We start from the raw sequence: 13,415 nt of genomic DNA on the forward strand, positions 1-13,415 counted from the left end.
CGGCGGCCCGATCCGTCCGCAGTGGACGCTACCGGGCCGGGACGGGGGAATCCGCTAGGCGAAGTCGGGTGTCGTCACCCGATCGAAGCCGACCAGACGCGCAGGGCCGGTCATGGCGAGCTTCAAAGCGGTGTGGATGGTGGCGCTCGACGTGCCGACGTGCAGTTCGACGTCGCCGGGGTCGACCTGGCGGTGGCCCGCGCGGCCGGTGTACGAGACCAGGTCGGCGTGCAGGCGGGCGGTGACCGTCCTGGTCCGGCCGGGCTCCAGGTCCACCTTGAGGGCGCCGATCAGCTGCCGGACCGGGCGTGCGACCTCCGCCACCGGGTCGTGCAGGTAGATCTGGACGACCTCGGTGGTGGCGATGTCCATGTCGTTGCGCAGGACCACGTGCACGCGGGCGTGGCCGTCGGTCGGCCACTCGCGTTCCTCGCAGCCGGCGGTCACCCAGGTGGCCGGGGCGTAGGAGAGGCCGTGCCCGAACGGGAACAGCGGCGTCGGGTCGACCGTGCTGACCTCGGTGCGCCTCGCCAACTGGGCCGCGAGGTACGTCGAGGGCTGGCTGGAACCGGCGCCGGGGAAGCTGACCGGCAGCCGGCCCGACGGGTTCACGCGTCCACTGAGGACGTCCGCGAGCGCCTTCCCGCCCTCCTGGCCGGGGTAGAAGCCGCACACGACGGCGGCGAGCCGGTCGACCTGCCGGGACAGGTCGTAGGGGCGGCCCGAGAGCAGCACGAGCACGACCGGCATGCCGGTGCCGAGCACCGCTTCGAGCAGTTCCTCCTGCCGGCCGGGCAACGTCAGGTCGGCGGCGTCGCAGCCCTCGCCGGACGTGCCGTTGCCGAACAGGCCTGCCTGGTCGCCGAGCACGACCACGCACACGTCCGCCTGGCGGGCCGCCTCGACGGCCTCGGCGATCTCGTCGTCGGTGCCGCCGAGCACCGGGCAGCCGCGAGCGAACACCACGTCGTGGTCCGCGCGCAACGCCTCCAGCACCGTCACCACCTCGACGCCCATCTCGACGTCCGGGTGGTGCACGCCGACGTGCATCGGGAACGAGTAGCAGCCCATCATCGCGCCGGCCTCGTCCGCGCGCGGGCCCACGACGGCCAGGCGCTTGCGGGCCAACGGCAGCACGCCGTCGTTGTGCAGCAACACGATCGAGCGTTCGGCGACCTCGCGGGCGAGCGCACGGGACTCGGCGTCGTCCAGGTCGAGGTCCGCGGCGGGCGCGGGGGAGTAGCCGGGGTCGAGCAGGCCCAGCTCGATCTTCTGCGTCAGCACGCGGGTCAGCGCCCGGTCGACCAGCGCCGCGTCCACGCGGTCGAAGTACATGCCCTCCAGCAGGGGCTCGCCGTAACAGTCCACAGTGGGCAGTTCGACGTCGATCCCGGCCGTCAGCGCCTGCGCGGCCGCGTCCTCGCGCCCGGCGGCCACCCCGTGCAGCTTGTGCAGGAACGCCACCGAGAAGTAGTCGGACACCACGGTCCCGGTGAAGCCGTACTCGTCGCGCAGCCGGTCCGTGAGCAGCCCGGCGTCGGCCGCGGCGGGCACGCCGTCGTTGTCCGCGTAGGAGTTCATGACCGAACGCGCACCGGCCCGCAGCGCCATCTCGAACGGCGGCAGGACCACGTCGGCGAACTCGCGCGGCCCGATCGAGACGGGTGCGTGGTTGCGTCCGGCGCGAGAGGCCGAGTAGCCCGCGAAGTGCTTGAGGGTGGACACGATCCCGGCCGACTCGAGTCCCGCCACGTACGCGGCGCCGATGGTGCCGACCAAGTGCGGGTCCTCGCCGATGGTCTCCTCGACCCGTCCCCACCGCAGGTCGCGCGTGACGTCGAGGACCGGCGCCAGACCCTGGTGGACGCCGAGCCGTCGCATCGAGCCACCGAACCGCTCCGCCATGCGCCGCACCAGGTCCGGTTCGAACGTCGCGCCCCAGCACAACGGCGACGGGTAGACCGTCGCCTGCCACGCGGCCAGCCCCGTCAGGCACTCCTCGTGCGCGATCGCGGGAATCCCGAACCGGCTCGACTCGATGATCTGCCGCTGGGTGCGGGCGAGCGTGCGGGCGCCGACCTCCGGCGCGATCGGCCGTGTGCCGAACACGCGGGTGAGCTGGCCGAGGCCGTGCCGGGTCAGGACGTCGAAGTCCTGTGGTGCCACCGCGAACTCGTGCTGGTGCGGTGCCATCTCGCCGGCGGCGTCGATGCCGGCCCAGATCCCTTGCAGCTGCGCGATCTTCTCCTGCGGCGTCATGCGCGCGACGAGGTCGCGCACGCGGTCGGCCACGGGGGCGTGCGGGTTGCGCCAGACTTCGTCCGGCGTGGTGGCTTCTGTCGTCACAGGAACAACCTCAGGGTGTCGGTGGACGTGTCGACTGCCGGACGACCAGATCGGTGCCCAGGGTGATGTGGGTGTCGGCCGGTTCCTCGTTCTGGATGAGCTTCACCAGCAGTTCGAGGGCGCGGTGCCCCATCTCGCGGATCGGCTGCTGCACCGTCGTCAGCGGCGGCGAGCACAGCGCGGACTCGGGGAGGTTGTCGAAGCCGACCACCGACAGGTCCTCCGGCACCCGCAGGCCGAGCTCGCGGGCGGCCTCGATGGCCGCGATGGCGGAGATGTCGTTGGCGGCGAACACGGCGGTCGGCCGGTCGGGGCGCGCCAGCAGCTCACGGGCGGACGCGGCGGCCACGTCCGCGACGTAGTCACCCCGCACCACCAGGGACTCGTCCACCGGGACGCCCGCGCTGGCGAGCGCGCCGCGGTAGCCGGTCTCGCGCTGCTGGGCGGACTTCAGGTCGGCGCGGCCGGTGAGCATCGCGATCCTGGTGTGCCCCAACGAGAGCAGGTGCTCGGTCGCGAGCCGGCCGCCGTGCAGGTTGTCGGAGTCGACGGTCGGCAGCGCCGCCCGTCCGGTGTGCGGGTCGACCGCGACGACCGGTGTGCCCGGGATGCCTTCGAGGTCGACGGCCGGGGTGACCAGCACGGCGCCGTCGACGAGGGTGCCGCTCAGCCGCGACAGGTACCGCAGCTCCCAGCCGTGCGGGTCGGTGGTCCGCCCGCCCGCCGAGTACACGACCAGTTCGAAGCCCGTGCCGCGGATGGCGTCCGCCGCGCCCTTGAGCAGTTCGGTGCTGAACGGCTCTATGTCGGCGACGAGGATGCCGATGACGTTCGTCCGGCGGTTGCGCAGGCTCTGCGCGACGAGGCTCGCCTCGTACCCGAGATCCTTGATCACGGCCGTGACCCGCGCGAACGTGTCGGCGGAGACGCCGTACCGGTTGTTGAGGACCTTGGACACGGTGGCGACCGAGACGCCGGCTTGAGCGGCGACGTCCCTGATCGTGACGCGAGGGCTTGGAGGCACTCGGACAGGCTAGCCGTGTAAAACGTTATCGACAACGATTGACACGAGGCCGACCAGCGCGAGAGTCTCTGGCCCCAACACAGGCAGTCCAACTCGGCCGACGTCGTCAGGAGTGGACCCCCATGCGTTCGAGAAAGCCCCTAGCGTTGTTCGCCGCCGCGGCGTTCGTGCTGGCCGGGTGCAGTGGTGGCGGCGGTGACGCCTCCACCGACGGACCAGTCACGCTCACCTGGTGGCACAACCGGACCACCGAGCCGATGAAGTCGAAGTGGCAGCAGATCGCCGACGACTTCACCAAGACCCACCCGAACACGAAGTTCACGATCGAACCGCTGCAGAACGAGCAGTTCCAGACGAAGGTGCCGCTCGCGTTGCAGGGCAACACCCCGCCGGACCTCTTCCAGCAGTGGGGCGGCGGCGCGCTCGCCGACCAGCTGAAGTCCGGCAAGATCGCCGACATCACGCAGGCCTCGTCGGGCTGGATCGGCCCGCTGGCCAAGAACGCCGACGGCTGGAAGGTCGGCGGCAAGCAGTACGGCGCGCCGTACCTGATGCACGCGGTCGGGTTCTGGTACCGCAAGGACATCTTCACGTCGGCGGGCATCACCGCGACGCCGACCACGATGGACGAGCTCAACGCGGCCGTCGCGAAGCTGAAGACCGCTGGTGTCACGCCGATCGCCCTGGGCGGCAAGGACCGCTGGCCCGACGCGTTCTACTGGGCCTACTTCGCGGTGCGCCAGTGCTCGGTCGACACGCTGAAGAAGGCGGTCGAGAAGACCGAGCTCAGCGACCCGTGCTTCCTCAAGGCGGGCGAGAACCTCAAGAGTTTCCTGGACACGAAACCGTTCCAGGACGGGTTCGTCGGGACGCCCGCTCAGCAGGGGGCGGGCAGCTCGGCGGGCCTGATGGCCAACGGCAAGGCGGCCATGGAACTGCAGGGCGACTGGAACCCCGACGTGATGCAGGCGCTCACGGAGGACAAGGAGATCGGCTCGAAGATCGGCTGGTTCCCGTTCCCGAGCGTGCCGGGAGGCCAGGGCGATCCGACCGTGCTGCTCGGCGGCGGTGACGGGTTCTCCTGCACCACGCGTGCGGCCACGGCCTGCGCGGAGTTCCTCGGGCACCTCGTCGGCGACGACGTGCAGAAGATCCTCGCCGAGACCAACTCCGGTCTGCCGGTGACCCCTGCCGGGGTGGCCGCGCTGAAGAGCGAACCGCACAAGACGATCGCCGATGCCATGACCAAGGCGTCGTTCGTGCAGTTCTACTTCGACACCGCGTTCCCGACGAAGGTCGGTCAGGCCCTGAACGACGCCATCGCGAACTTCTTCGCGGGCCAGGGCGGACCCGACACCATCGTGAAATCGGTGAGTGAAGCAGCTGCCGGGAACAAGTGATGAGTGCCGCGATCACCACGCGGCCGCCGACCGCCCCCGTGCCGCACGCGCCAGCGGCCGGGGGCACCCGGCGGCGGTCCCGCCTCCGCACCCGGCTCGAGCTCGCCCTGCTGCTGACTCCGGCACTGGTGCTGTTCACCGGGTTCGTCCTGATCCCCATCGGCGTCGCCGCGTACTACAGCCTCTACTCGTGGAACGGCTTCGGGCCGCTCACCGAGTTCGTGGGGCTGGACAACTACGTCGACGCCTTCTCCGGTGAGGTCTTCCAGGGCGCCATCGGGCACAACCTGATCATCGCCGTGCTGTCCGTCGTCGTGCAGCTGCCGCTCAGCATCGGCCTGGCCGTGCTGCTCAACCGGAAGCTGCGCGGCCGGACGTTCCTGCGCATGGTGGTCTTCGCGCCGTACGTGCTGTCCGAGGCCGTGACCGCGGTGATCTGGCTGCTCATGTTGCAACCGGGCGGCTTCGTCGACGAGATCCTGCGCGCCGCCGGCCTCGGCGGGCTGGTGCAGCTGTGGCTCGCCGACCAGTCGATCGTGCTCTACACGCTGTTCGTCGTGATCACCTGGAAGTACATCGGCTTCGGGGTGATCCTGCTGCTGGCCGGGTTGCAGGGCGTCCCGGCGGAGCTGCGCGAGGCGGCCGCGCTGGACGGCGCGAGCGCCTGGCAGACCACCCGGCACGTCGTGCTCCCGTTGCTGGGACCGACGATCCGCGTGTGGATCTTCCTGTCGGTGATCGGGTCGTTGCAGCTGTTCGACCTGGTCTGGATCATGACGCTGGGCGGGCCGGCCAACGCGTCGACGACGATGGCGACCTACCTGGTGGACCACGGGTTCAAGCGCTACGAGTTCGGGTTCGGCAGCGCCGTCGCGGTGATCCTCTTCATCATCTGCTTCGTGTTCGCGTTGTTCTACCAGCGGTTCGCGCTGCGCCGGGACACCGAGGGCGCCTTGACGGGGGTGCGCTGAGATGGCACGTCGCAACGCTGTCGGCTACCTCGCCGCGTTCGCCGTCATCGGCATGACGGTGGTGCCGCTGCTGTTCGTGGTGCTGGGCGGTTTCCGGACCACGGCGCAGATCAACGCCTCGCCGGCCGGCTTGCCCGGCCCGTTCGTCTGGGACAACTACGCGGAGGTCGCGACCTCCCCGGTGTTCTGGCGCCTGCTCGGCAACAGCGCGCTGATCGCGGTGATCGCGACGACGCTGGCGGTCGTGTTCGGTTCGATGGCGGCGTTCGCGTTGTCCCGCTACCGGTTCTGGGGGCGCGAGGGGTTCTACACCCTGTTCACGCTCGGGCTGCTGTTCCCGTTGGGCGTGGCCACGCTGCCGTTGTACCTGTGGCTGCGTCAGCTCGGGCTGCTGGAGAACCCGCTCGGCGTCGCGATCCCGGAGGCGGCGTTCTCGCTGCCGGTGACGATCGTGATCCTGCGGCCGTTCATGAACGCGATCCCCGGTGAGCTGGAGGACGCGGCGCTGCTCGACGGCGCGGCCAAGCTCGGGTTCTTCTGGCGCATCCTGCTGCCGTTGTCCCGGCCGGCGCTGATCACGGTGTCCGTGCTGGCGTTCGTCACCAGCTGGAACTTCTACCTGTTGCCGTTGCTGGTGTTCAACGACTCCACCAACTTCACGCTCCCGCTCGGGGTGGCGATGTTCCAGTCCGAGCACACCCAGGACACCGCGAAGGTGCTCGCCTTCACGGCGTTGTCCATGATCCCCGCGCTCGCGTTCTTCGTGCTCGCCGAACGCCGGATGGTCGGCGGACTGACCGGCTCCGTGAAGGGATGAGACCGTGCGAACCCGATTAGCCGTTGGCCTGGCCGTGCTCGTCGTGCTGGTGCAAGGAGTGCCCGCCTCGGCCGCGGGACCGTTGAAGAGCATCACGAAGAGGTACGTGGGCAGTGCGGTGGCCGTCCAGCACCTCGACGCCGAACCCGACTACCGGGCGGTGCTGACCCGCGAGTTCGACAGCGTGACGCCCGAGAACGAGATGAAGTGGGGCACCGTCGAGGCGGTGCGCGGCCAGTACGACTGGTCCGGCGCGGACGCGATCGTCGACTACGCGCGCCGGACCGGGAAGTCCGTCCGCGGGCACACCCTGGTGTGGCACAGCCAGTTGCCGGACTGGGTCGGCGGCCTGGAAGCGCGCGAGCTGCGCGACGTCGTGCGGAAGCACGTCTTCACCGAGGCAGGGCGGTACCGCGGCCAGATCCGCGCCTGGGACGTGGTCAACGAGGCGTTCAACGAGGACGGCACGCGCCGGCCGACGGTGTTCCAGGAGAAGCTCGGCGACCGCTACATCGCCGACGCGTTCCGGTGGGCGCACCAGGCCGACCCGAAAGCGAAGCTGTACATCAACGACTACAACATCGAGGGGCTCAACGCCAAGAGCGACGCGACGTACGAGCTGGTGAAGTCGTTGAAGCGGCAGGGCGTGCCGATCCACGGCGTCGGCATCCAGGGGCACCTGTCGTTGCTGTACGGGTTCCCGTCGGGGATGAAGGAGAACATCGCCCGGTTCGCCGCGCTCGGCGTGGACGTGGCGATCACCGAGGCCGACGTGCGGATCCCGGTGCCCGTGACGCCGGAGAAGCTGGACGCGCAGGCCGACTACTTCGAGCAGGTCTGGGACGCGTGCCACGCGGTGCGGCGGTGCGTCGAGTTCACCACCTGGGGCTTCACCGACCGGCACTCGTGGGTGCCCGGCGTGTTCCCCGGTGAGGACGCGGCCTGCCTGTTCGACGCCGACCTGCGGCCGAAGCCCGCGTACACCCGGCTCAACCCGTAACGGGAGAGTCCACTTGGGACAGTTCGAGAACCCGATCCTGCCCGGCTCGCACCCCGACCCTTCGGTGTGCCGGGCGGGGTCGGACTACTACCTGGTCACCTCGACGTTCGAGTACTTCCCCGGGCTGCCGATCTACCACAGCCGCGACCTCGTGCACTGGCGGTTGCTCGGTCACGTGCTGGACCGGCCGTCGCAGCTGCCGTTGCGCGGTGTGCGGCCGTCCGGTGGGCTGTACGCGCCGACGATCCGGTATCACTCCGGGGTGTTCTACGTGGTGTGCACGCTGGTCGACGGGGTGGAGCGCAGCGGCAATTTCGTCGTGACCGCGGCGGACCCGGCCGGTCCCTGGTCGGAACCGCACTGGCTGCCCGAGGCGTCCGGGTTCGACCCGTCGTTGTTGTTCAGCGACGGTCGTGCGTGGTGGACCGCGACGCGCGAGACCGACGAGCCTGGACGCACCGAGGTGTGGCTGCGCGAGTTCGACCCGGTGGAGCTGGAACTGGTCGGCGACGAGCACGTGCTGTGGACGGGCGCGTTGCGCGACTCGGTGTGGCTCGAAGCACCGCATCTGTACGAAGTGGACGGACGGTACGTGCTGCTGTGCGCGGAGGGCGGCACGGACTTCGAGCACTCGGTGGTCGTGGCGACGGCCGACGAGGTCACCGGTCCGTACCGGGGGTCGCCGCTCAACCCCGTGCTGACCCACCGCCACCTGGGCCGCGACCACCCGATCGCCGCCACCGGGCACGCCGACCTCGTCCGCACGCACCGCGGGGAGTGGTTCGCGGTGCTGCTCGCGACCCGGCCGTACGGCGGCTACGTCTACAACCTGGGCCGCGAGACGTTCCTCGTGCCCGTGCGGTGGGAGGCGGGCGGGCCGGTGTTCAGCCCCGGCACCGGCCGGGTCGAGATGGCGTACGACCTGCCGGACCTGGAGCCGCACCCGTGGCCACCGGAGGAGCACGACTCGTGGATGGTCCTGCGCACCCCGGACGAGGAGTTCTGGTCGGCGCCCGAGCCTGGGCTACTCCGGCTCCGGCTGCGTCCGGACTCGATCACGGGGCTGGGCACGCCGAGCGCGGTGTTCCGGCGTCAGCAGCACCAGAGCTTCCAGGCGTCCTGCGAGCTCGCCTTCGCGCCGGCCGGGCCGTCCGAGGTGGCCGGGATGGTGTTGTGGCAGAACAACGACCACCACGTGCGGCTCCTGCTCGGCGCCGGACGTGAGGTGGTGCTGGTGCGGCGCGCTGCCGGACGGGAGGAGGTGCTCGCCCGGCAGACGGTGGGGGAGGGCGTGGTGCGGCTGTGCTTCGAGGCGACCGGGCAGGAGCACCGGGCCCTGGTCGCCGGTGCCGGTGAGTGGCAGCCGCTGGGGGAGCCGTTCGACGGCCGGATGCTCAGCACCCAGGCGGCGGGCGGGTTCACCGGTGTCCACATCGGACTGATGGCGTCCAGCGAAGGTGCGCCGAGCACGTCCTCGGCGGACTTCGTGCACTTCAGCTACCGGGCTAAGCACGCCTGAACTGGAGGTTCGTGGCCTGGACGACGTCGGGCCGCACCGGGAGCGCGTCGACGACGAGGCGTTCGCCGTGGACGTCGGTGATCGCGATCGCCCCGCCGCACCCGGCGCCGTTCTCGGACAGGAAGTAGTTGTACTCGGCGCGGTCGAGCCGCCGCCACTGTCCGCCGGCCTGCACTTCGAGCCGTGCCACGGGGTTGCGGTGGTCGAGGACCTGGATGCCGCACCAGTACTGGCTCGACCCAGACTTGTAGCGCAGCGCGATCTTCTTCGGCGTCTCCGGGCTGACCAGTGTCCAGGTCACCGGGATCTCACCCCGGACCGGCGGCGCGAGCTGCGCGAAGGCCTCCGCGCTGAGGTCGAGCTGCCCCGGTTTGCACGGCGCGGGGCACAGGTTCGTGACGCGCACGGTGATCCGCTTCCCGCCCGACTCGACCAGCAGGTGCGCGCCGCACGCGGCTGAGCCCTCGTAGTCAGACTCGTTCATGGCGGCGGTCAGCGGGTCGGGTCCGGGGTCGAACGAGCAGGCTCCGCCGCCGTCGGAGTCGTAGAACGTCGTCACTCCCTGCCGGGGCTCGCCCGGTTTGATCTTCCCGGCCAGGGAGACCGCGGGAGTCGTGGTCGGAGGTGCGACGGTCGTGGTCGGGACAGGCGTGCTGGGAACAGTCGTGGTCGGAACGGGCGAGGTGGCAGCGGCGGCAGGGGTGCCCGCGACGCTCTCGTCGCCACGCAGCACCACCACGCCGACGACCGCGCCCACCAGGGCGACCAGGACGACGAGCAACGGGAGGGTCCGTCTCACCGCCGAACCATAGTCCGCTGCACCGCGATGAACACCAGCAGCAGGACGCCGATCACGATCTTCGTCCACCACGAGCTGAGCGTGCCCTGGAACGAGATCAGCGTCTGGATCGTGCCGAGCACCAGGACTCCGGCCAACCCGCCCAGCACGTACCCGACCCCGCCCGCGAGCAGCGTCCCGCCGATCACCACGGCCGCGATGGCGTCGAGCTCCATGCCGACGGCGTGCAGGCCGTAGCCGGAGAGCATGTAAAGGCTGAACAGCAGCCCCGCGAGCGACGAGCAGAGGCCGCTGATCACGTACACGCCCACCTTGACGCGTGCGGCCGGCAGGCCCATGAGCAGCGCGGACGACTCGTTGCCGCCGACGGCGTAGACGGTGCGGCCGAAGCGGGTGCGGTGCAGCACGTACATCGCGGCGGCGACGACGAGCAACGCGATCACGACGTTGTAGGTGATGGTCACGCCGCCGGGCAGTTCGATGGCGGCCGTGGCGACGTCGCGGAACGTCCTGTCCTTGATGGACACCGACTCCACGCTGATCAGGAAGCACAGACCGCGCGCGAGGAACATGCCGGCGAGCGTCACGATGAACGGCTGGACGTCGAACTTGTGGATCACCAGGCCCATCAGCAGCCCGAGCGTCGCGCCGATCAGCAGCACGGCGAGGACGACGAGCGGCACCGGCCACCCCGCCCGCAGCCCCGAGGCCGTGACCATGGTGGACAGCGCGACGACCGAACCCACGGACAGGTCGATGCCGCCGCTGAGGATCACGAACGTCATGCCGGCGGCGAGCACGATCAGGAAGGCGTTGTCGATGAACAGGTTCGCGACGACCTGGCCGGACGCGAAGCCGTCGTAGCGCGCCGAGCCGATCCCGAACGCGAGGACGAACAACCCGACGGTGGCGAGGACCGGCAGGAACCGCGACGGCGGAGCGAGAGTGGTCATGACGGGACGGCCACCTTCCGGAAGCTGAACGCGGCACGGGCTTTCGGCGCCTGCACCAGGCAGACGGCGATGACGACGACGGCCTTGAACACCAGCGTCACCTCCGGGGCGACGCCGATCGTGTAGACGGTGGTGGTGAGGGTCTGGATGATCAACGCGCCGAGCAGCGTGCCGGTGAGCGAGTAGCGGCCGCCGGCGAGCGAGGTGCCGCCGATGACGACGGCGAGGATGGCGTCCATCTCGATCCACAACCCGGCGTTGTTGGCGTCGGCCGCGCTCACGTTGGAACTGATCATCAGCCCGGCGATGCCCGCGCACACGGCGGCGAACACGTAGACGGTCCAGATGATGGTCGTCGTGCGCACGCCGGCGAGGCGCGAGGCCTGCGGGTTCACGCCGACGGCCTCGATCAGCATGCCGAGCGCGGTCTTCCTGGTCGCGAACGCCACCAGCCCGAGGACGAGCAGGCTGATCAGGATCGCGGTCGGCAGCACCACGAACCCGGCGCCGACCTGGCGGTACGCCGAGTTGTTGACCGTGACGATCTGGCCCTCGGTCACCAGCATCGCGATGCCGCGTCCGGCCGTCATCAGCACCAGGGTCGCGATGATCGGCTGGATGCCGAGCTTCGCGACCAGGAACCCGTTCCACAGTCCGAGAACCGCGCACAGCACGAGCGCGAGCGCCATGCCGGCGAACGCCGTGCCCGCGTCGGCGGACCCTCCGATGTGGACGCACGTGACGGCGCCCGCGATGGCCGCCACGGCGCCGACGGAGAGGTCGATGCCGCGGGTGGCGATCACCAGCGTCATGCCGAGCGCGATCAGGAGCGTCGGCGCGCCGTTCTTCAGCACGTCGACCAGTCCGCCGTAGAGGTGGCCGTCCTGCATGCGCAGCGCGAAGAACTGAGGTGTCACAACGAGGTTGAGCGCTAACAGCGCGACGAGCGCGACCAGGGGCCACAGCAGCCGGTTCTTCACGAGACCACCTTCTCCGGCGCGGCTCCGCCCGCGATCAGCTCCACGACCTCGTCGACGCCGGTCGACCCGTCCAGCTCGGCGATCTTGCGCCGGTCGCGCAGCACGACGATCCGGTCCGCGATCCGCACGACCTCCTCCAGTTCCGCCGAGATGAACAGCACGGCCGTGCCGTCCGCGGCGAGGGTGGTGACGAGCTGCTGGATCTGCGCCTTCGCGCCGACGTCGATGCCCCTGGTCGGTTCGTCCAGGATCAGCAGCCTCGGTTCGGTGACGAGCCAGCGCGCCAGCAGCACCTTCTGCTGGTTGCCGCCGGAGAGCGTGCGGACCAGCGCGTCCGGGTTCGCGGGCCGGATGTCCAGCGCCTTCAGGTACTTCTCGACGAGCTGGTCCTTGGTGCGGCGGGGCAGCGGGCGGGTCCAGCCGCGTGCCGCCTGCATCGCGAGCACCAGGTTGTCGCGGATCGAGAGGTCCGCGACCAGGCCCTCGCCCTTGCGGTCCTCCGAGCTGAACGCGATGCCGGCGGCGACCGCCGACCGAGGTCCACGCAGTTTGAGCGGCCTGCCGTCCACCGACAGCCTGCCTGTGTCCGCGCGGTCGGCGCCGAACAGCAGCCGTGCCAGTTCGGTGCGGCCGGAGCCCAGCAGACCGGCGAGACCGACGACCTCGCCCGCCCGGATGTCGAGGTCGAACGGCTCGATCGCGCCGCGCCTGCCGAGCCCCGCCGCCTGGAGCAGCACAGGGCCGTGGGCCGTGCGCTTCTCCGCCGCGTCCTCGATCGCCTCCAGCGCGCCGAGGTCGCGGCCGATCATCTGCGCGATCAACGACCTGCGGTCGACGTCCGCGGTGAGGTGCTCGCCGACGAGGGCTCCGTTGCGCAGCACCGTCATCCGGTCGGAGATCTCGTAGACCTGGTCGAGGAAGTGGGACACGAACAGGATCGCGACGCCCTCGTCGCGCAGCACCCGCATGATCCGGAACAGCTCCGCGACCTCGCCCGCGTCGAGGCTCGACGTCGGTTCGTCGAGGACGAGGACCCGGCAGTCGACCGCGATCGCCCTGGCGATGGCCACCAGTTGCTGCACGGCGATCGGGTGCTCGCCCAGGCTCGACGCCGGGTCGATGTGCACGCCGATGCGCGACAGCACCTCGGACGCCCGCCGCCGCATCGCCGGGAAGTCGATGCCGCCGAGTTTGCGCGGTTCGCGGCCCAGCAGGATGTTCTCCGCGACCGTGAGGTTCGCGCAGAGGTTGACCTCCTGGTACACGGTGCTGATGCCCGCGTGCTGAGCTTCGCCGGGGGAGGAGAACGCGACCTCGGCGCCGGCGAGCACGACCCGCCCGGAGTCGGGGCGGTGCACGCCGGTCAGGGTCTTGATCAGGGTGGACTTCCCGGCGCCGTTCTCGCCCATGAGGGCGTGCACCTCACCGGGGAACAGCCGGAAGTCGACGTCCTGCAACGCCTTCACGCCGGGAAACGCGAGACTGATGCCCCGCATCTCGACGACGGGTGGCGGCGACTCGGTCATGGGCACTGGCTTTCGTCGCTGGGTCCGCGGGGCCCGTCACCCGGATGCGCGTCCACGACGGGCCCCGCGGGGCTTGGGGG

General features: G+C 70.4%; 11 protein-coding genes. 5 read left to right on the forward strand and 6 right to left on the reverse strand.

Annotation, left to right across the window (positions count from 1 at the left end; all coding sequences use genetic code 11):
* Nucleotides 1-54 precede the first annotated feature (54 nt).
* Together ACFWNN_RS05070 and ACFWNN_RS05075 are read right to left on the reverse strand one after the other, a co-directional pair.
* Nucleotides 55-2,346 carry a glycoside hydrolase family 3 N-terminal domain-containing protein gene (locus ACFWNN_RS05070; protein ID WP_382438565.1) on the reverse strand — a complete coding sequence of 764 codons (2,292 nt, stop codon included), beginning with the start codon at nucleotides 2,344-2,346 and terminating at the stop codon, nucleotides 55-57.
* A gap of 10 nt (nucleotides 2,347-2,356) precedes the next feature.
* Nucleotides 2,357-3,370: a LacI family DNA-binding transcriptional regulator gene (locus tag ACFWNN_RS05075; protein ID WP_382438566.1), complete on the reverse strand. Its 1,014-nt coding sequence runs from the start codon at nucleotides 3,368-3,370 to the stop codon at nucleotides 2,357-2,359.
* 122 nt (nucleotides 3,371-3,492) lie between these two features.
* Here ACFWNN_RS05075 and ACFWNN_RS05080 point away from each other — a divergent pair, with 122 nt between their 5' ends.
* The 5 genes from ACFWNN_RS05080 to ACFWNN_RS05100 are packed head-to-tail and all read left to right on the forward strand — an operon-like array spanning nucleotide 3,493 to nucleotide 9,077.
* Nucleotides 3,493-4,770 (forward strand): extracellular solute-binding protein, encoded by a 1,278-nt coding sequence (locus tag ACFWNN_RS05080; protein ID WP_382438567.1) that lies wholly within the window; start codon nucleotides 3,493-3,495, stop codon nucleotides 4,768-4,770.
* Nucleotides 4,770-5,741 carry a carbohydrate ABC transporter permease gene (locus ACFWNN_RS05085; RefSeq protein ID WP_382438568.1) on the forward strand — a complete coding sequence of 324 codons (972 nt, stop codon included), beginning with the start codon at nucleotides 4,770-4,772 and terminating at the stop codon, nucleotides 5,739-5,741. The genes ACFWNN_RS05080 and ACFWNN_RS05085 overlap by 1 nt, the downstream gene beginning before the upstream one ends.
* A 1-nt stretch (nucleotide 5,742) precedes the next feature.
* Nucleotides 5,743-6,558, forward strand: a complete 816-nt coding sequence (locus ACFWNN_RS05090; RefSeq protein ID WP_382438569.1) for a carbohydrate ABC transporter permease — start codon at nucleotides 5,743-5,745, stop codon at nucleotides 6,556-6,558.
* Nucleotides 6,559-6,562: 4 nt separating this feature from the next.
* Nucleotides 6,563-7,558, forward strand: coding sequence for an endo-1,4-beta-xylanase (locus ACFWNN_RS05095; RefSeq protein WP_382438570.1), 996 nt, complete (start codon nucleotides 6,563-6,565; stop codon nucleotides 7,556-7,558).
* A gap of 13 nt (nucleotides 7,559-7,571) precedes the next feature.
* Complete coding sequence (locus ACFWNN_RS05100; protein WP_382438571.1) at nucleotides 7,572-9,077, forward strand: glycoside hydrolase family 43 protein; 1,506 nt, start codon at nucleotides 7,572-7,574, stop codon at nucleotides 9,075-9,077.
* On the opposite strand, the gene ACFWNN_RS05105 is transcribed toward ACFWNN_RS05100, so the two are convergent.
* The 4 genes from ACFWNN_RS05105 to ACFWNN_RS05120 are packed head-to-tail and all read right to left on the reverse strand — an operon-like array spanning nucleotide 9,064 to nucleotide 13,335.
* Nucleotides 9,064-9,876 carry an expansin EXLX1 family cellulose-binding protein gene (locus ACFWNN_RS05105; RefSeq protein WP_382438572.1) on the reverse strand — a complete coding sequence of 271 codons (813 nt, stop codon included), beginning with the start codon at nucleotides 9,874-9,876 and terminating at the stop codon, nucleotides 9,064-9,066. The two genes, ACFWNN_RS05100 and ACFWNN_RS05105, sit on opposite strands and share 14 nt — an antisense overlap.
* On the reverse strand, nucleotides 9,873-10,829 hold the full coding sequence (yjfF, locus tag ACFWNN_RS05110) for a galactofuranose ABC transporter, permease protein YjfF (RefSeq protein WP_285632479.1): 957 nt from the start codon (nucleotides 10,827-10,829) through the stop codon (nucleotides 9,873-9,875). Before yjfF ends, ACFWNN_RS05105 begins: the two co-directional genes overlap by 4 nt.
* Nucleotides 10,826-11,809, reverse strand: coding sequence for an ABC transporter permease (locus tag ACFWNN_RS05115; RefSeq protein ID WP_382438573.1), 984 nt, complete (start codon nucleotides 11,807-11,809; stop codon nucleotides 10,826-10,828). The genes yjfF and ACFWNN_RS05115 overlap by 4 nt, the downstream gene beginning before the upstream one ends.
* Nucleotides 11,806-13,335, reverse strand: coding sequence for a sugar ABC transporter ATP-binding protein (locus ACFWNN_RS05120; RefSeq protein WP_382438574.1), 1,530 nt, complete (start codon nucleotides 13,333-13,335; stop codon nucleotides 11,806-11,808). Before ACFWNN_RS05120 ends, ACFWNN_RS05115 begins: the two co-directional genes overlap by 4 nt.
* Nucleotides 13,336-13,415 lie beyond the last annotated feature (80 nt).

The organism is Lentzea sp. NPDC058450 (assembly GCF_042721395.1).
In the GTDB taxonomy this organism is placed as follows: domain Bacteria; phylum Actinomycetota; class Actinomycetes; order Mycobacteriales; family Pseudonocardiaceae; genus Lentzea.

Coding starts and splice junctions, on each gene's coding strand:
- ACFWNN_RS05080 (WP_382438567.1), top strand. CDS start 3,493: ATGCGTTCGAGAAAGCCCCTAGCGTTGTTCGCCGCCGCGGCGTTCGTG.
- ACFWNN_RS05085 (WP_382438568.1), top strand. CDS start 4,770: ATGAGTGCCGCGATCACCACGCGGCCGCCGACCGCCCCCGTGCCGCAC.
- ACFWNN_RS05090 (WP_382438569.1), top strand. CDS start 5,743: ATGGCACGTCGCAACGCTGTCGGCTACCTCGCCGCGTTCGCCGTCATC.
- yjfF (WP_285632479.1), bottom strand. CDS start 10,829: ATGACCACTCTCGCTCCGCCGTCGCGGTTCCTGCCGGTCCTCGCCACC.
- ACFWNN_RS05120 (WP_382438574.1), bottom strand. CDS start 13,335: ATGACCGAGTCGCCGCCACCCGTCGTCGAGATGCGGGGCATCAGTCTC.